The sequence below is a fragment of the Enterovibrio norvegicus genome (genome assembly GCF_002876705.1).
Lineage (GTDB): Bacteria > Pseudomonadota > Gammaproteobacteria > Enterobacterales > Vibrionaceae > Enterovibrio > Enterovibrio norvegicus_B.
Genome location: NZ_MDAG01000017.1, coordinates 18,247 through 36,413, shown reverse-complemented (window position 1 = coordinate 36,413; position 18,167 = coordinate 18,247). Strand labels below are relative to the sequence as shown.

Genomic DNA, 18,167 nt, shown 5'->3' with positions numbered 1-18,167 from the left:
CGTTGACTTGGTCACCGGCTCAACTCGCCGTGTTCCGTGTCGATGGGCCGCATTATAGAGACTTCGAACCACTTGGCAATAGCTAATTTCAAAAAACTTAATAAAATAGGGTCAAGCGTTCGATATTTGCACAAAAACCACTTTTTAGCATACTTATTAAGCGGAAAAACGTCTTTTCTCACCGCATTTACTGCATGTGGCACACCATAAACACCCTTGGTCACTATCAAGCATGGAATAAAGGCACAAACCAACGGTGTTTCTTTTCTATATATATAGATCGCTAACCCCTGACAGAACAAGGCATGAGTGCACCCCTACAGTAATGACAGATTGCACCTTAAACGTCACCCTGTGGTACATCATTCTATATAGAGAAGAAAAAGTGTCTGTATCCACCCTTTCCATATAAAGAAAGATGAACAGCGTGAAAAGATACACTTTGTAAACATAGAGACATGTGCAGAAGTTTTTGACGTGTCATCGAGCAGGTTTATGAAAACCGACATACATACGAGTTCAAAGTAGATATATAGCTATGAATATCAAAGCTTAGGTATATAGAAGGGAGATTTGTTTTTCTGAAAGCGTAGAACGAAAAAAGCCCCAGTCTTTCGACTAGGGCTTTCTCGGAATTTGGTGCCCGAGGTCGGACTTGAACCGACACTCCTTTCGGAAACGGATTTTGAATCCGTCGTGTATACCAATTTCACCACTCGGGCAAGTGCGGCCAATTATACGCAAGCCGAACAACGACGCAAGCCCCTAATTCATTATTTTCGTTCAACCGTTTCTTTTTTCACCACCTTGCTATAAATGCATTCAATTAGAGGCATTTTTACACATTCAACAACATGGCTAACGCTGGTAAACTCTACCCATACTCACTTTTTGGACAAAGGCATGTCTCAATCTTCTGTTTCTTTTAGCGTACCGAAAGGTGCGGGCTTTTTTAGGCGCATGGGCGCGTGGTTATATGACTTGTTAGTGCTTGCGGCTGTTGAGATGCTGGCTATCGGTATTGTCGTGGGCGGCATTGCTCTTGCTGTACAGTTTGGGTTTTCTATTGAAGGCTATGTCGATGTCAGTGATTACCTCGCCAGGGATCCTTTCGTTAGTCCACTCTTTACCGTTTATGTGTTTGCTGTTGCCGCTCTTTTCTATGCCTTCTTCTGGACGCGCGCCGGACAGACAGTTGGCATGAAAGCATGGAAACTAAGAGTCGTGAGCGAATTTGGCGGAAACATCACTTTTACGCAGTCTCTCATTCGAATGGCTACGTCTTGCTTGGGGATTGGCAACCTTCTTACGCTATTTGATCGAAACAACCGAGCGTTCCAAGATCACTTCTCTCACAGCCAAGTGATTAAAATTGAAAAATAGAGCCTCAGGTATGATGTAGCATTCCATCAAAAGACCCACATCATACAAACGTAAAAGAGGGAGCACATGTGCTCCCTCTTTGTATATTCGATGTCTGTCGAACTCGCTGATACGAGACGTCGCTAGCTTATAGCTTTCTATTCAACAGATACAAGGTCACACCGATGAATGCCAAACTAGGCGCAACCGCGCCAAAAAACGGAGGTAACTGGTAAACCAAGGTCAGCGGTCCAAACACCTCATTCGAGATATAGAAACCGAAACCAAAGATCACGCCAGACAACACCCTTGCACCCATGGTCACAGAACGAAGTGGACCAAAGACAAAACTCAAGGCCAGCAGCATCATTACACCGATAGAAAGCGGTTGGAGCACTTTACGCCATAAGGCGAGTTCATAACGGGAAGCATCTTGTTCAGACGCTTTCAAATAATCTACATAGCTATAGACACCTGATAGTGATAACTCTTCAGGCTTCACCGTTACAATAGAAAGCTTCTCTGGCGTCAGTGTGGTACGCCAAGCTAACTCATCTTGTTTCGTCTCATCGATTTTAACGGTACCGCTAAAATGCGTGATCGTCACGTTGTTCAACAGCCAACTATCTTTATCCAGAAAATCGCCGCTTTGCGCGAACACCATTTCTTTTAGGTTCTGTTCGTCATCAAACTTCCAGATATTAACGCCCGTTAACGATTCTTTCTGATCAGTACGTGCGATGTAGATAAAGTCACCGCCATCTTTCGCCCACACACCACTTCGCACCGACATGACGTTACCGCCCGACTTAGCAAAAGCTCTTAGCTCACGAGCTGCTTTTTGCGCATCAGGTGCACCCCATTGACCAAGCGCCAATACGATCAGCATAAGTGGCATTGCCGTCTTCAAAACGGAAAGGCCAATATCTAGCTTTGAAAACCCTGAAGCTTGCATAACAACAAGTTCAGAGCTGGATGCCAATGTCCCTAGGCCAATCAGCGCACCCAGTAACACCGCCATAGGGAAAAACATCTCGATATCACGCGGCATACTCAACAAGACATATTGCACCGCGGTCATCATGGTAAAGATGCCATCACCCACAGAACGCAACTGCTCTACGAATTTGATAATGGCTGAAAGCCCCACCAAAGTCGCGAGACACAAAGAGGTCGTCGCGATAATGGTTCGCCCGATGTAGAGATCGAGAATTTTAAACATTAGGCTGCTCTCCGCAGTCGATATTTCAGCTTGCGCATCGGTAAGCTATCCCAGCTTATGAGAATAAATGCCACGAGCAAGGCAATGATATTGACGCTCCAAAGCCCGATTTCAGGTGCAAGGTTCCCCTCCTCTATCGCCGATTTCGCAGCACTGATCGCTAAGAAGTAAGCGAGATAGAGCAACACGGCAGGAAACAGTTTTGCAAACCGCCCCTGACGCGGGTTCACCGATGACAACGGCACCACAATCATGGTCATTAATGGAATACACAGTACCAGTGAAATACGCCATTGCAGTTCAGCTTGCGCACGCTCTGACGGTTCATTTAATAATTGCTGTGTCGGCACGGCATCCCAGTCTCGGTGTTTTTGCCTGACCTCACGTTGACCAATCAACACCTGATAGTTTTCATATTCGGTGACGGTGTAGTCCAAACGTGTCGGCACACCTTCATATCGTGTCCCGGTGTTGAGATCTAGCACCTGACGGCCATCAGGCAACTCCGTCACAAAACCTTTTTCTGCCACCACCACATTTGGTCGCATGGTTCCGCGAGGCACAGGTTGTGCGATAAACACTTTATGTAAATCTTTACCACTGCCAGTGATGTCACCCACATACACGACCGCTTCACCATCAGGTGACGGTTGTATTTGACCTTTCACCAGCAACTCAAGGCCACTTTCTGCCTCGAGACTTTCCATGACTTTGATTTCTTTGTCATTTGCCCATGGTGTCAACCAAAGTGCATTGAATGCAGCCACAGCCCCCGTAATCAGGGCGAGGTATAACGCAGCACGGATCAAAAACTTATTTCCGATCCCGGTCGCATTCATGACAGTGATTTCACTTTCAGCGTATAGACGGCCAAAAGTAATCAAAATACCTATATATAGACTCAAGGGCAGCATTAACATGGCCATCGAGGGCATATAAAGTCCTACTAATGTCAGGACTTCATTACCCGGAATTGAACCATCTGTTGCATTTGCTAGCACTCGGATAAATTTCTGACTAAAAAAGACCAGAAATAGTACAAACAGCACCGCAAGTTGCGTTTTCACTGTCTCTCGGATCAAATACCGAACAATAATCACGGCGTTTTACCTTTAGAAAACTTGTTTTTTTACTCGAATCGCTATAGTTTTTCGGTAAATCAGTTGTTTTTTAATCTTTCGGCCAAGTGTTGACCTGCTTGTTTCAATTTACCTCGAACATGGATTCGAGTTCCGATAAAGCGGGCATTATCCAACATTTAGCCCCACTTGTCTTTAGGATGTAGGAGTACGCATGGAGTTCAGTGTAAAAAGCGGGAGTCCCGAAAAGCAGCGCAGTGCTTGTATCGTAGTCGGTGTATTTGAACCACGCCGTCTGTCTCCGGTTGCGGAACAACTCGACAAGATCAGCGATGGATACATTAGCAGCCTGCTGCGTCGTGGCGATCTTGAAGGCAAGCCAGGCCAAATGCTGCTCTTGCATCATGTGCCTAATGTGCTGTCTGAACGCGTACTGTTGGTAGGTTGTGGTAAAGAGCGTGAGCTTGGTGAACGTCAATATAAAGAAATCATCAAAAACACCATCAACACCCTTAACGAAACAGGCTCAATGGAAGCCGTTTGCTTCCTGACTGAACTGCACGTTAAAGGTCGTGACACATACTGGAAAGTCCGTCAGGCCGTTGAAAGCACCAAGGACAGCCTCTACACCTTTAATCAATTCAAAAGTGTTAAACCAGAAACACGTCGTCCACTTCGCAAATTGGTCTTCAACGTACCAACACGTCGCGAATTGAACCTTGGCGAGCGCGCCATCTCACACGGCCTTGCTGTTGCTTCTGGTGTGAACGCGTGTAAAGACCTTGGCAACATGCCGCCAAACGTCGCCAACCCAGCATACCTTGCTTCTCAAGCTCGTCGCCTTGCGGATGACTTCGAAAAAGTGACCACCAAAATCATTGGTGAGCAAGAGATGAAAGAGCTTGGCATGACGTCTTACCTGGCTGTAGGCCAAGGCTCAAAGAACGAATCATTCATGTCGATCATGGAATACAAAGGCCACCCAGACCCAGATGCGAAACCTATCGTACTGGTCGGTAAAGGTTTGACCTTTGATGCCGGCGGTATTTCACTGAAGCCACCAGCAAACATGGACGAAATGAAGTACGACATGTGTGGTGCAGCATCAGTCTTTGGCACCATGAAGTCGCTCGCGAAACTTGATTTACCTATCAATGTTGTTGGCGTGCTTGCAGGCTGTGAAAACATGCCAGATGGCAATGCATACCGCCCAGGCGACATCGTCACCACCATGTCGGGCCAAACAGTTGAAGTACTGAATACCGATGCAGAAGGCCGTTTGGTATTGTGTGATGCACTGACATATGTCGAGCGTTACGAACCAGAGTGTGTGGTTGACGTAGCAACCCTTACCGGCGCGTGTATCGTGGCTCTGAGTCACCACATCAGTGGTTTGATCTCTAACCACAACCCACTGGCACACGAAATCGTGAATGCGTCTGAGCAAGCCGGTGACCGCGCATGGCGTCTGCCGATGACAGAAGAGTACCAAGAGCAGCTGAAGAGCCCGTTTGCTGATATGGCAAACATCGGTGGTCCTGGCGGCGGTACTATCACTGCAGGTTGTTTCCTTTCTCGCTTTGCGAAGAAATACAACTGGGCACACCTTGATGTTGCTGGCACCTCCTTCCGTGGTGGCGCAAACAAAGGTGCAACCGGTCGCCCTGTCCCATTGCTTGTCCAGTTCCTTCTGAACCGTTCAGGCCTAGAGACAGTGGAATAACAAATACCGCTGAACAGAAAAGGAGGCCAAGGCCTCCTTTTTTCATGTCTCGGTTTTTAGGATCTGGTTTGGTCGAAAGGATTGCACAAAGCGATGGCTTTTAAAGCAATCTCACCGCACACTGAGCCAGGAAAACACGCGCTATAAAGGACAATTAAATGGCACTGGCAACCTTTTATCTTTTAGATGAATCCGACACTCAGCCTCAGCAGAGTATGTTGGATAAAATCTGCCAGCTTTCCGCCCTTTATAGCCAGCAAGGTATGAAGGTTTACATTTCGGCCAATGACAAGCCTCAAGCCGAAAAGGTCGATGAGCAGCTTTGGCAACTTTCTCCAGATCAATTCGTTCCCCATAACTTAGTGGGCGAAGGGCCACGAGGTGGTGCGCAAGTCGAAATTGGTTGGGCGGGTGTTAGGCCTTCAGGACACAGAAATGTCCTGATAAACTTGGCCGAAGAAGCAGCAACTTTTGCGCCTTCCTTTGCACAAGTGGTAGACTTCGTGCCTTGCGAAGAAGCTCTCAAGCAACAAGCAAGAGAGCGCTACAAAATTTATCGAATGGCGGGGCGACAAATGCGAACCCTCGCCATGAACGAAATGTCCGATACCTCAAGTAATTGACGCACTTTTTTGCCAAACACTGACTGATTGGCAACGAAGGAAATCGACGAAAAAAGGTTACATCACACTGAGCCATCAAGAGCGCTATGGAAAAGACATACAACCCAACATCAATTGAAACGGCGCTGTACCAGCGCTGGGAAGAGGCTGGTTACTTTAAGCCTCACGGTGACACATCAAAAGATGCATACAGCATCATGATCCCACCACCAAATGTCACTGGTAGCCTTCACATGGGCCACGCGTTCCAAGATACCATTATGGATACCTTGATCCGCTGTGAGCGCATGAAAGGTAAAAACACCTTGTGGCAAGTGGGTACTGACCACGCTGGTATCGCGACACAAATGGTTGTTGAACGCAAAATTGCCGCAGAAGAAGGCAAAACAAAACACGATTACGGTCGTGAGGCGTTCATCGATAAGATTTGGGAATGGAAAGGCGAATCCGGTGGCACCATCACCAAGCAGCTTCGTCGTCTTGGCGCATCTGTCGACTGGGATCGTGAACGATTCACCATGGATGACGGCCTGTCTAACGCCGTTCAAGAAGTGTTTGTTCGTCTTTTCCAAGAAGATCTTATCTACCGTGGTAAGCGTCTGGTTAACTGGGACCCGAAACTACACACTGCAATTTCTGACCTAGAAGTCGAAAACAAAGACGTGAAAGGCCACATGTGGCATTTCCGCTACCCACTGGCTGACGGCGTAAAAACAGCAGACGGCAAAGACTACATTGTTGTTGCAACCACACGTCCAGAAACCATGCTGGGCGATACAGGTGTTGCTGTAAACCCTGAAGATCCGCGCTACAAAGCGCTGATCGGCAAAGAAATCATGCTGCCAATCGTGAATCGTCGCATCCCTATCGTGGGCGATGAGCACGCAGACATGGAAAAAGGCACAGGTTGTGTGAAGATCACCCCTGCGCACGACTTCAATGACTACGAAGTCGGCAAACGCCACCAGTTGCCAATGATCAACATCCTGACCTTCAATGCTGACATCCGTGACAGCGCTGAAGTGTTCAACACCAACGGCGAAGCAAGCGAGGCATATAACTCGGAGCTTCCAGAAGCTTACCGTGGCATGGAACGTTTCGCTGCACGTAAAGCAATCGTTGCTGAATTCGACACACTCGGTTTGCTTGAAGAAATCAAAGATCACGATCTCACCGTGCCTTACGGCGACCGTGGTGGTGTGGTCATTGAGCCAATGCTGACTGACCAATGGTACGTGCGTGCTGCAACGCTGGCGAAACCTGCCGTTGAAGCTGTTGAGAATGGCGACATTCAATTCGTGCCTAAGCAATACGAAAACATGTACTTCTCTTGGATGCGTGACATTCAAGATTGGTGTATCTCTCGCCAGCTTTGGTGGGGTCACCGCATTCCTGCATGGTACGACAACGACGGTAACGTCTATGTTGGCCGCAGCGAAGAAGAAGTGCGCGAGCAAAACAACCTTGCCCCTGTTGTTGTACTTCGCCAAGACGACGATGTACTGGATACCTGGTTCTCATCAGCGCTTTGGACTTTCGGTACACAAGGCTGGCCTGAGCAAACCCCTGATCTGAAAACCTTCCACCCGTCTGACGTGTTGGTTACCGGTTTTGACATCATCTTCTTCTGGGTTGCGCGCATGATCATGATGACCATGCACTTCTGTAAAGACGAAGACGGCAAGCCACAAGTGCCATTCAAAACCGTTTACGTTACCGGTCTTATCCGTGATGAGAACGGCGACAAGATGTCGAAATCAAAGGGCAACGTGCTTGACCCAATCGACATGATTGACGGTATTGATCTGGAATCTCTGGTTGAGAAGCGTTGTGGCAACATGATGCAGCCTCAGCTTGCAGCCAAGATTGAAAAGAACACCCGTAAAGCCTTTGAAGGCGGTATCGAACCTTACGGTACAGACGCACTGCGTTTCACCCTAGCAGCCATGGCATCAACCGGCCGTGACATCAACTGGGACATGAAACGCCTTGAAGGTTACCGCAACTTCTGTAACAAGCTATGGAACGCAAGCCGTTACGTACTGATGAACGCAGAAGACCAAGATTGTGGCACCTCTTTGTCTCAAGAGCAGCGCGCCGCAATGGAGTTCTCACTGGCAGACAAGTGGATTGAATCTCAGTTCCAACTGGCAGCAAAAGACTTCAACGCACACATCGAGAACTTCCGTTTGGATATGGCAGCAAACACGCTGTACGAATTCATCTGGAACCAATTCTGTGACTGGTACTTAGAACTGACCAAACCTGTTCTTTGGAAAGGCACTGAAGCGCAACAGCAAGCAACCCGCTACACGCTGATCACTGTGCTTGAGAAGACACTGCGTCTCGCTCACCCAGTGTTGCCATACATCACCGAATCTATCTGGCAGAGCGTTAAGCCATTGGTTGAAGGTATTGATGCGGCTGACTTTGATGAAACCATCATGCTGCAAGCATTGCCTCAATACGATGAAGCACAGTTCGATGCCAATGCACTGGCTGACATCGAGTGGGTGAAAGCGTTCATCACGTCTATCCGTAACCTGCGTGCAGAATACGACATCGCACCAAGCAAAGCGCTTGATGTCATGCTAAAAGCCGCAGACGAGAAAGATGTAGCGCGCCTTGAAGCGAACACCCAAGTATTGGCATCACTGGCTAAACTTGAAAGCGTTCGCGTACTGGCCGCTGGCGAAGAGACGCCAGCATGTGCTACGGCGCAGGTTGGCAAATCAACGTTGATGATCCCAATGGCGGGTCTTATCGACAAAGATGCTGAGCTTGCTCGTTTAGACAAAGAAATCGCGAAAACCGAAGGCGAGATCAAGCGTATCGCTGGCAAGCTAGGCAACCAAGGTTTTGTTGCGAAAGCACCAGAAGCGGTTGTTGAGGCTGAGCGCGCGAAGCTAGACGGTTACAACGAAACACTAGTGAAATTGGAAGAGCAGAAAGCGACAATCGCTGCACTGTAAAACTTTCATACCTTTCACTATCAAAGCAACAAACATAGTGGCCTCACTCGTTGAGGCCATTTTTTACCCCTAATTACGCTTAATGATTCACAAAATCAGCCACCTACCCATCATCATCTAAAAGCACAAGCAAGTTCTCTCCTATATCCACGTTCTCATTTACGTGATATTAGCCGCAATACCAAAGCACTCTCATATTGAGAGCTCTATCAGTTGCTACATTTTATCGTACAAAATCCTGCAAAAAGTGCGCTAAAAATATGAACTCAATTGCACAAAAGATGAATGTTGCACTGATCTGTTTGACCGTGCTGCTGTTCACTATTTCTTCCGTCACTATCTGGGTTGCTGTACAAACACGAACCAGCACAGATGACTTATTGAACAAAGCGCTTCCCAATGCCATTAGCACCATTCATATGGTTGATGAATTGGGAGAAATGATGATCAACCTAGTGGAATACGCAAATGGTGAAGTAGAAGAGCGCACAGCCTTCAAGCAAAATTATCAGGCTTTTTCTGAATACAAAAGCCAGTTGGTCGCAGCAAACGACGCCGCAATTATCGAGGACCTAGCAAAAGTTGAAGTGCTTCAACAAAACCTCATCATCTTCGCCAACTCTCGTATTTTTGATACGTTTGACCCTCTGGCTGAGCGACAAGCCAATATACATATCCAATCAATCAGTAAACCACTAGAAGAGTTACTCGTGACATTGCTTGAGGCTGTGCTCAAAGAAGCTAAAGCCCATGATGCGCCTCGGGGAGATACCTACCACGTAACGATTGAGTACTACATGGAACTTGTGGATGAAGTCACAGACATGCAGTCTGACTTCACTCGCTTTCTCTCGGGCGATGCCAGTGCAAAAAAACATTTCTTAACCGATGCAAATGAATTTGATATTTACATAAAAAAACTCATCCCTTTGGAAAAAAGCGCAGTGCGTTTAACGCAATTAGATTCCGCTAAACGTCAATTTGACCATTTTTTTTCAGCTGCAACTGAGCTATTTCAAACATTTGATAGCGATGCCCAGCCAAGAGCGTTTAAAGCCGTTGATTACTATAGCCACTCTGAATATCCACGCATGAAGGCTATTCTCAACAAGATGGCTGATCATTCAGATAACTTGTTGCTCAAAGAGTCAGAGCACCTAAATCACGCAGCAAAAATTGCAGTGTATGTGCTCTCAATTGTTGTTCTCATTTCAGCCGCGGTACTTACTACCGTCATCGTTTTGTTCCGGCGCTTATTGTTCACTCCGTTGAGGAAAGTAGACAAAGCCATCAACTCCCTAAGAATGGGACAAAGAAACATTCAATTTGATGATATCGAGGACAATGAACTTGGCCGCATCATGAAGAGCCTAAAAACCTTTCAACATGAATTGTCTGAGCTAGATATTCTGAGAAAGGAAAATGCTCGCCAGAAAGATGTCCTAAAACAAGACAAAGTCGACCTCACCAACGCGCTAGAAAACCTCAAATCAGCACAATCAAAGCTCATCGAAACAGAAAAAATGTCGTCTCTAGGGAGCTTGGTGGCGGGTGTTTCACACGAAATTAATACCCCTCTCGGTATCTCAGTCACCATGGCAAGTTCACTCGAAGACGAGCACCGTAAATTTATGCTCAAACTTCACACCGGAGAGATAGAACGCAAACACCTGGATGATTTTGGCGATGTCAGTAACGAGTCTTTTCACATACTCAACCGTTCTCTCAGGCAAGCCTCCGATCTCATTACTAGCTTCAAGCAAGTTGCGAACGATCAGACCAGCGAGCAATTGCGGGATTTTGAGCTCGGTGCACTGATGCGTGAGGTCTACAGCACGCTCCATCATTTGATCAAAAGCCGTCCTATTACATACATTGCTGATATTGATGAAAATATCCCTATGCTGAGTTATCCCGGCCCAATCGGCCAAGTGTTCACCAACCTCTTTAATAACTCCATCATTCATGGATTTGAAGACGGGGGAGCGGGAGAAATTACGCTTACCGTTAGACGTGAGAATGATCATGTAAGCATCGTGTATCACGACACAGGAAAAGGGTTAGATGAAAACGCTCAAAAGCGCATATTCGAACCTTTTTATACGACACGATTGGGTAAAGGAGGCTCTGGGATGGGCATGCACATTGTCTACAACTTGATCGTGAATACGCTTCAAGGAGAAATATCGGTCCGTAGTGATAATGGTGCTGTCTTTGAGATAAAGCTGCCGATAGTGATCAAACAAAATGAGGTGATGTATGAGTGCATTTAAAATCAATATCGTCGATAGCCCCTCAACGCCTCCTTGCCATCCAGAAACGGACAAAGCCTGGAAAATCGCGGTAATCGATGATGAAGAATCCATGCATCAGGCGACAACACTCGCACTACGCAATATTACGATCATGGGTTATCCATTAAGCTTCTTACATGCTTATTCTGGCGAGGAGGGTAAAGCACTCCTCCAAGAACACCCTGATACCGCGGTTGTACTGCTTGATGTGGTGATGGAAAAAGAAGATGCAGGGCTTGTTCTTGCGAATGCCATTCGAAACGAGCTCAATAACAAAACCACACAAATCGTATTACGCACAGGACAGCCGGGGTACGCCCCAGAAGAAGCGATCATTGAGCGCTTTGAGATCAATGACTATAAGACCAAAAATGAACTGACGCGCAATAAACTTTTCAGCACCATCTGCTCGGCAGTCCGATCCTACAAGAATCTAAAATCGATTGAAAAAAGTCGCGATGGCTTAAAGAAAATCATTGAGTCTGCTGCGGACCAATTTCAAGAACGCTCACTTGCCCGTTTTTCTGAAGGTGTTCTTGAGCAAATCAATGTTCTCTTTGATATTCACTCTGAAGGGATATTCTGTGTTTCTACCCGTCCAATGAACCCACCCAAAGAGTTGGCTAAAATCTACTACCAATCCAAATCAGAAGAAAATGAGAGCATCGTTGTCGCTGCGAGCAAGAAATACCTGAATTCGTTTGGGAAAAAATTAGAACAGCTTCCACTCGATAACGCCTCGCTCAACGTCATTCATGAATCACTAAAGGCGAAACGTAACATAGTTAGAGGCAATAACGTCGCGTTATACCTCAATACGCCGAGTCAGTGGAAAGCCGTGATTTATATCCATAGTGACAAAGAAAACGTGATCAACAATATCGACCCAGAGTTGCTCTCTGTGTTTATTCAAAACGCATCATTAGGGCTTGAGAACACCAAGTACATCGGCCAATTATTGGATGCGGCATTCGTCGATGAAGTCACAGGCCTCGCGAGTCGCTTGGGGTTTGTCGATAACTATGCGCCATCACTGCTGGAAAAAGAAGGCGCACTCACACTTTCAGTGGTCGATATTGATGATTTCCATCAAATTACCGAGTCTCTCGGCTTTGATTTTGGCAGCAAAGTTTTACGTGTTTTCGCCGACGTTTTAAAACAAAGCCTTCCTAGTAATACCGTTATTGCTCGCCTTCATAGTGACTCATTTGCAATTGCTACCCCTATTGATGAGCCCGCACTCTTAGAAACACTTCAATCAATCCAAGAGACAACGTTGTCTCTGCAGGAAGTAGGCTCCATTCGCCTCGGTGTCAGTGCAGGCTTGCATAAAATCGTATTGAATGAAGAGGATAACTGTATTGAAAAAGCGCTATGTCGTGCCGAAATGGCCTTAAAGCAAGCCAAAATCCAGCGAAGAGGAGAAACGCTAACCTTTGATAGCCTCATGGAAAAAAACTGCAATGAAAGACTGCTTATCATCAATAAGCTTCGCCAAGATCTGACTGACGAAAAGCTCTATATGATGTTTCAGCCTAAAGTCTGTATACATGATGGCTCCATCATAGGCGCAGAGGCCTTAGTGCGTTGGCATCACCAAGAACTGGGGCATGTTTCTCCCGCCGTGTTTGTTCCCATTGCAGAAGCTGCAGGACTGAGTTTTGAGCTGGACATGTTTGTTTTTCGCTCCGTGTGTCAGATCATGGCCGAAAACCCTGAATTTCCCGAGATTGCCGTCAACATCTCCCCACTTTCATTTAATCGAAGAGAACTTATTCCGTCCTTAAATCAGATGCTGGCAACCTATCAAATTGACAAAAAGCGACTATCTCTCGAAATCACAGAGGGTTGCATGGTGCAAGGAGAGGGCTCTAGAAAGAAAATGGCTGAACTCCATGCGCAGCAATGGTGTTTGCATTTGGATGACTTTGGCAGTGGATACTCCTCCTTTGGCTACCTGCTCGAACTCCCTGTGTCGGTAATAAAAATTGATCGTATCTTTACGTGGGAGCTCAGCAAATGCGAACGGGCCGATCGGTTACTCGGGGGCATGGTTAATATGCTCAGCGGGATGGGGAAAAAAGTGCTTATTGAAGGGCTTGAGACAGAAGAACAAGTGAATGCGGCACGAGAAGCAGGCTTAGATATGGCGCAAGGGTATTACTTCTATAAACCCTTGCTTATCGAGGAACTCATGTCAGCTTTCAATGAGAAAAAGTACCACCATACCCAACCAGTAATTAATCATGCATCCGTATCTCAGAGTGATTGATAGTTATGGTCTATCGAATAGATAAAGCATACCAACTTACCTAATTGATAATAGTTCGCAATAATCAGTTCATACCGATGAGGAACTGATTATGAAAAAGACCGTAAGTTTTGCTGTGATTCACTTTACCGTTGCGTTCACTGTCGCGTTTGTCCTGACGGGCGATATTCTGCTGGGTAGCTTGATTGCCATGGTAGAGCCTATGGTCAACACCGTTGCCTTTTACTTCCATGAAAAAGCGTGGGAGAGCAAGATGTTGAAAAATGCACTGCGCAGTAACCCAGGCCGTAAAACCGCGAGCTTTGCCGCTGTTCACTTCAGTGTCGCGTTTACCGTCGTGTACTTGCTAACAGGAGACATATTGGTGGGCAGTCTCATGGCAATGATTGAACCTTGTATCAACACCATGGCGTACTATTTCCATGAGAAGGCATGGCAAAAGAGAGCAACACTGAATGCTTGGTATTGTCACCATGATTCAATCATCGCATAGCGCACAATCCGTTCCCGACCAACCAGGTTACCAATCAATAAAAAAGCAGCCTTATGGCTGCTTTTTTATTACCGTGATATACCGCACCTGCGCGTATACTTCCCTACGGATTGAACTGCTTTGCCGCTTCTATACGCGTGTTGGTATCAGGATGGGAACTCAACCACTCCATCGACATTTCAGCGCCGTGGGCCGCGCGAAGTTTTTCAAACATCTCAGCAAGCGCAGTGGTGTCACCATACTTTGCCATTAAATGCGTTGCCGAAAAGGCATCAGACTCTTCTTCATTTTCACGCGAATATCCCGCAGTGACAAACAGCACTCCCAGACCCGTTAAGGTATCAATCACGCCCGTGCTTTCCCCAGTGATCACCGCGACAGACACCGATACCAAGGTCGATTGCACAAGTGATGTCATCACGTGCTGATAGTAAACGTGCCCAAGCTCATGAAGCAGAATCACATTCAGTTGGCGATCGTTATCAGCTATCGCGACTAAAGAATCCATCAGGATCACCGTTCCATCACTCAATGCAAACGCATTCGGCCCTCGCTCCCAAGAGCGAAAAACCAAGCGAGGAGCTACTGGCATAGGCGGTAAATCAGCCACGAGTCGATCAAACTCCGCCTGAATATGCGTTCGCTGCGAAGTGGGAAGCTCTGACGGTTTCAGCAAGCGTTCGTCTAGCTGCGAAAGCACATGTTCACCAACAGCCACAGGCACTTCCTCAGGCAAAAGAGTCACAATCCCTTTGCTCATACTGGGCAACCCAACGTAGAAGAATGCTCCAATGAGCAAAACGGCAATGAACACGCAAGAGAGGATCGCCAACTTGCTACTTTCAAGCCACGATAATCCGCTTTTTTGGGAGTGCAGAAAGTAAGCAGGCAATGCGCTTTCATTGTCAGGAATAAAAAGATCACCATCAGGAAAGCGAAGTTTGATGGGAATACTCCCCACCTTCTCAGTGCATGTGATCTCTTCTAAGCGGCAATCAATACGATGGTCTTCGTATTGCAACACAGCACGCGTCTCACCCAATATCGTCAAGGTCGCACGCATTCGGCTCGATTGCTGCGGGGGATAAGCATATCCTTCCGTCATTACCCGATCCCGATTTCCAAATCAAAAGCTTGAGAGACTTCATCACCAATGGATGAATTGGCATCTGATTGATCGTCAAATGCGGTCAACTCATTCAAATCACCATGCACAGTGGTAACGGACAACACATAGCGGGCGGTTCTCACCTTCACCCATGGTCGAGCAAGACCCAAGGTAAAGACCTGTAAGAAGAAGTTGGTGATGATCAATAAGGCATAACGCGTTGTGTCCATGTTCGACCCCAAACGATAGTCAGGCATGCCTTCAATCTGCATTTGGTTAAACACGTGGTTACGTGTTCGGCAGGCAATAAATGCCGTTACCACCAACATGGCTGCGAAAAACAAACCGTAGCCGACCATGAGCATCACAAAGATACCGGCAAACGCGAACAGGTTATCGAGCGTTAAGTTATCAGGGTCGAAATTGTCAGGAAAGCCATCCATCCCCGCCCAAGACGACGGATCACTGAACACGACGAAAATCCCTGTCACCAACGCCGACGCAATACTCACCGCTATCATGGTGATTGCCCCGATCAAAATGGCCCATAAATAGGTGCGGACAAAAAAGCCTGTTGAAAGCTCAGCCTTAAATTTCAGCTTGCCGTAACCATAACCGTTGGCGAAATAACTCGAGATGCCTTTAATGATCCACGCATAGGTAACAAACAGTACCGCTATACCCACCAAGATCGTGCCTATCGTGACACCCACACTTATTTGCGCTGACGCAATCATGGCAACAACAAAAATGATGAAACAGAAAACAGCGCCCCGTCCCAAAATGTTGCCATAAGCGCCTAACAGTGTGCCCGTGAAATTGAGTCTCACGTTTCTAAAGCTGGTCATCTTTGCATTAAACCGAGCATTGTTTCGGAGCAACCATGGCATCACCAGCAGCCCGAAGACCAAAAGGAACATTGAGGCGATAGGAAAGAACTGCCCGACAGCAAACCAGATGATGACGGCAATGGTGGCAACGATACGTCCAATCAGAATTTGAATCGGCGTTGCGTGATATTCGAAGCGATCACTGGCCAGCTCTGTATTTCCATAGAAATAGCGCTTAGTGCGCACTTTCGCCCACGCTGAATAGATCCCGAGCGTTAACACGCTCAGAAGAATATTGACTATCCATATCCCGAAGTACTCACGACCCGAGCCGTGAAATGTCATTTTGTTTTCCATAATAGGCACTCCTTGCCAACACCTTGTCCTGCCCGAATGCATCGGGTTTAATTATTTTTAATATCATATTCTAATTACCATCAAGGCATTACGCAGTCCAGACCTCACCAACTGCGAACTAACCTACTCTTTGTATTGCAACAGCCGTACAACTTATCTCCACATGTCACCAACGCGCAGATTTCAAGGCGTCTCATCGCGCTCAGTCAAAAGAAGAGCATCGAAGTTGGTCCGTTTTCTTTCTAAGCTTTTCAAGAATAAGGTAAACGCGACAGGTGCAATTGGCACATTTTCAGGCACAATCATAACGGCAGTATTTTTAAGGAAATGAGAGGATTAAGGATGAACACTGGACCCATTGAAATTCGACAGTTAGTGCGTCAATTGCTAAGGCATAGAGGGCTGCTGGACAATATCTACGGCACCAGCGGTCTCACCACCATCCAATGCCATGTGCTGATTGAGTTAGAACAAAAAAACCTCAACGCCGATCAATTGGCTTCTCGCCTTAATATTGATGTCGCGAACGCCAACCGCACCTTGGCGATCTTAATCAACAATAACAACATCGCCTATCACGTCGAATCTGCCCACACACAACCAAGCTATCAGCTCACCGACACAGGGCGAACACGCTTAAATGCGCACCACCAAGGCATAAACCAAGAAATTGCCATGTACCTAGAGCAACTAGACAGCGATGAAATTGATGTCCTATCTTCTTCCCTTTCGCGATATAACCGCGCAATGGAACAAAGCGAAAAACAAAAAGGGTTTACCTTTCGCTTGTTAGAGCCCGCAGACAACGCCGCCATTGCTGCGGTAATTCGTAAAGTGTCTGCCGAATACGGCCTCACCGAAGACAAAGGCTACAGCGTGGCAGACCCAACGCTGGACACGCTCAGTGAAAGCTACAAAGCAGACAATGCGGCTTACTGGGTCGTTGAAAAAGACGGGAAAATATTAGGCGGCGGCGGTATCGCCCCTTTGCTCGGACAAGACAATACCTGCGAACTTCAGAAAATGTATTTTCGCCCAGTGCTCCGCGGCAAAGGCTTCGCACGAAGAATGGTGGCCCATGCACTCAAATTTGCGCGAGAACAGGGCTATGACGCCTGCTACCTTGAAACAACCGCCTGCCTCAAAGAAGCTATCGGTCTCTATGCGTCGATGGGCTTTAAACAACTCAATGGCCCATTGGGAAACACAGGGCACAGCGATTGCGAAGTCTGCATGCTGAAAACACTGAAGTAAGCATTTTTTAGCGACAAAAAAAGCCGGCAAGCCGGCTTTTTTCTGAACAACGGTGAATTACTTCTCGTCTTCTTCTTCCTCGAGATCACCTTCTTCTTCGTCATCTTCTTCATCAGACTCAAAGTACGTGCCCCAACCGTCGTAATCGATCTTGTTTTTTTCTGCCAGAGCGACAAGTTTTTCTACTTGCTCGTCGATACGCTCAGCTTCCAATGCAGTTTCCATTACCGCGTCAAAGCAAACAACTGTGCTGCCGTCTTCAAGCTCAAGCTCTTCCGCTTCAAACACTTCAAAACCCAACTTAAACGCTTCCACTGCAGCCGTTTCCAATTCAGCAAAGCTGTCCGCAGACAAGTGGTGCTCAATGGTGTAAAGCGCATCTGGATCGCTGCCGTCGTCTAGCAGTGCAGCAATGATTTCGCGTGTTTCGGCTTTTTGTTCTTCAATAATGTCAGCGTAAGACATTGGATAACTCCAGACTGAGAAAATACGGGGGAACTATGGCACGGATTGATGCGCTTTTCCATGACGATTTCACGTCAATTTTACGCCCCTAAATCCTGTCTTTACCACAGCAA

General features: G+C 46.9%; 13 protein-coding genes and 1 tRNA gene. 8 read left to right on the top strand and 6 right to left on the bottom strand.

What is annotated here, in order from left to right; genetic code table 11:
* Positions 1-637 precede the first annotated feature (637 nt).
* Positions 638-722: transfer RNA gene (locus BCT27_RS11465), tRNA-Leu, on the bottom strand.
* Between the two features lie 181 nt (positions 723-903).
* On the opposite strand from BCT27_RS11465, the gene BCT27_RS11460 reads away from it, so the two are divergent.
* Positions 904-1,383: an RDD family protein gene (locus BCT27_RS11460; protein WP_017008641.1), complete on the top strand. Its 480-nt coding sequence runs from the start codon at positions 904-906 to the stop codon at positions 1,381-1,383.
* A 127-nt stretch (positions 1,384-1,510) separates the two neighbouring features.
* Here the strand turns inward: BCT27_RS11460 and lptG are convergent, their stop codons facing one another.
* A complete protein-coding gene (gene lptG, locus BCT27_RS11455; protein ID WP_102395864.1) occupies positions 1,511-2,584 on the bottom strand; it encodes an LPS export ABC transporter permease LptG in 1,074 nt (357 codons plus the stop codon).
* Positions 2,584-3,684: an LPS export ABC transporter permease LptF gene (lptF, locus tag BCT27_RS11450; protein ID WP_102316207.1), complete on the bottom strand. Its 1,101-nt coding sequence runs from the start codon at positions 3,682-3,684 to the stop codon at positions 2,584-2,586. The genes lptG and lptF overlap by 1 nt, the downstream gene beginning before the upstream one ends.
* Positions 3,685-3,877: 193 nt before the next feature.
* Between lptF and pepA the strand changes: the two genes are divergently transcribed.
* From pepA to BCT27_RS11420, 6 genes are all read left to right on the top strand, one after another.
* Positions 3,878-5,386 carry a leucyl aminopeptidase gene (gene pepA / locus BCT27_RS11445; protein ID WP_102316208.1) on the top strand — a complete coding sequence of 503 codons (1,509 nt, stop codon included), beginning with the start codon at positions 3,878-3,880 and terminating at the stop codon, positions 5,384-5,386.
* Between the two features lie 158 nt (positions 5,387-5,544).
* On the top strand, positions 5,545-6,009 hold the full coding sequence (locus BCT27_RS11440) for a DNA polymerase III subunit chi (protein ID WP_017016345.1): 465 nt from the start codon (positions 5,545-5,547) through the stop codon (positions 6,007-6,009).
* A gap of 86 nt (positions 6,010-6,095) precedes the next feature.
* Positions 6,096-8,981 (top strand): valine--tRNA ligase, encoded by a 2,886-nt coding sequence (locus tag BCT27_RS11435; protein ID WP_102316209.1) that lies wholly within the window; start codon positions 6,096-6,098, stop codon positions 8,979-8,981.
* A gap of 260 nt (positions 8,982-9,241) precedes the next feature.
* Positions 9,242-11,254: a sensor histidine kinase gene (locus tag BCT27_RS11430; protein ID WP_102395863.1), complete on the top strand. Its 2,013-nt coding sequence runs from the start codon at positions 9,242-9,244 to the stop codon at positions 11,252-11,254.
* Positions 11,241-13,547, top strand: coding sequence for a GGDEF/EAL domain-containing response regulator (locus BCT27_RS11425; protein WP_102395862.1), 2,307 nt, complete (start codon positions 11,241-11,243; stop codon positions 13,545-13,547). Before BCT27_RS11430 ends, BCT27_RS11425 begins: the two co-directional genes overlap by 14 nt.
* A gap of 91 nt (positions 13,548-13,638) precedes the next feature.
* Complete coding sequence (locus tag BCT27_RS11420; protein ID WP_102316212.1) at positions 13,639-14,040, top strand: DUF2061 domain-containing protein; 402 nt, start codon at positions 13,639-13,641, stop codon at positions 14,038-14,040.
* Between the two features lie 103 nt (positions 14,041-14,143).
* On the opposite strand, the gene BCT27_RS11415 is transcribed toward BCT27_RS11420, so the two are convergent.
* Both BCT27_RS11415 and BCT27_RS11410 read right to left on the bottom strand, forming a co-directional pair.
* Positions 14,144-15,145, bottom strand: coding sequence for a M48 family metallopeptidase (locus tag BCT27_RS11415; RefSeq protein WP_241908560.1), 1,002 nt, complete (start codon positions 15,143-15,145; stop codon positions 14,144-14,146).
* Positions 15,145-16,335 (bottom strand): YjgN family protein, encoded by a 1,191-nt coding sequence (locus BCT27_RS11410; RefSeq protein ID WP_102395860.1) that lies wholly within the window; start codon positions 16,333-16,335, stop codon positions 15,145-15,147. The genes BCT27_RS11415 and BCT27_RS11410 overlap by 1 nt, the downstream gene beginning before the upstream one ends.
* Before the next feature lie 342 nt (positions 16,336-16,677).
* Between BCT27_RS11410 and BCT27_RS11405 the strand changes: the two genes are divergently transcribed.
* Positions 16,678-17,589, top strand: a complete 912-nt coding sequence (locus BCT27_RS11405) for a bifunctional helix-turn-helix transcriptional regulator/GNAT family N-acetyltransferase (RefSeq protein WP_102395859.1) — start codon at positions 16,678-16,680, stop codon at positions 17,587-17,589.
* A 57-nt stretch (positions 17,590-17,646) separates the two neighbouring features.
* Here BCT27_RS11405 and rraB read toward each other — a convergent pair whose 3' ends face one another.
* Positions 17,647-18,054 (bottom strand): ribonuclease E inhibitor RraB, encoded by a 408-nt coding sequence (gene rraB, locus BCT27_RS11400; RefSeq protein ID WP_102316216.1) that lies wholly within the window; start codon positions 18,052-18,054, stop codon positions 17,647-17,649.
* Positions 18,055-18,167 lie beyond the last annotated feature (113 nt).

What these genes read in the sequence shown, in the direction of transcription:
- pepA (WP_102316208.1), top strand. Translation starts at nt 3,878, where the DNA reads ATGGAGTTCAGTGTAAAAAGCGGGAGTCCCGAAAAGCAGCGCAGTGCT.
- rraB (WP_102316216.1), bottom strand. Translation starts at nt 18,054, where the DNA reads ATGTCTTACGCTGACATTATTGAAGAACAAAAAGCCGAAACACGCGAA.
- BCT27_RS11415 (WP_241908560.1), bottom strand. Translation starts at nt 15,145, where the DNA reads ATGACGGAAGGATATGCTTATCCCCCGCAGCAATCGAGCCGAATGCGT.
- BCT27_RS11435 (WP_102316209.1), top strand. Translation starts at nt 6,096, where the DNA reads ATGGAAAAGACATACAACCCAACATCAATTGAAACGGCGCTGTACCAG.
- BCT27_RS11420 (WP_102316212.1), top strand. Translation starts at nt 13,639, where the DNA reads ATGAAAAAGACCGTAAGTTTTGCTGTGATTCACTTTACCGTTGCGTTC.
- lptG (WP_102395864.1), bottom strand. Translation starts at nt 2,584, where the DNA reads ATGTTTAAAATTCTCGATCTCTACATCGGGCGAACCATTATCGCGACG.
- BCT27_RS11425 (WP_102395862.1), top strand. Translation starts at nt 11,241, where the DNA reads ATGAGTGCATTTAAAATCAATATCGTCGATAGCCCCTCAACGCCTCCT.
- BCT27_RS11405 (WP_102395859.1), top strand. Translation starts at nt 16,678, where the DNA reads ATGAACACTGGACCCATTGAAATTCGACAGTTAGTGCGTCAATTGCTA.
- BCT27_RS11430 (WP_102395863.1), top strand. Translation starts at nt 9,242, where the DNA reads ATGAACTCAATTGCACAAAAGATGAATGTTGCACTGATCTGTTTGACC.
- BCT27_RS11410 (WP_102395860.1), bottom strand. Translation starts at nt 16,335, where the DNA reads ATGGAAAACAAAATGACATTTCACGGCTCGGGTCGTGAGTACTTCGGG.
- BCT27_RS11460 (WP_017008641.1), top strand. Translation starts at nt 904, where the DNA reads ATGTCTCAATCTTCTGTTTCTTTTAGCGTACCGAAAGGTGCGGGCTTT.
- BCT27_RS11440 (WP_017016345.1), top strand. Translation starts at nt 5,545, where the DNA reads ATGGCACTGGCAACCTTTTATCTTTTAGATGAATCCGACACTCAGCCT.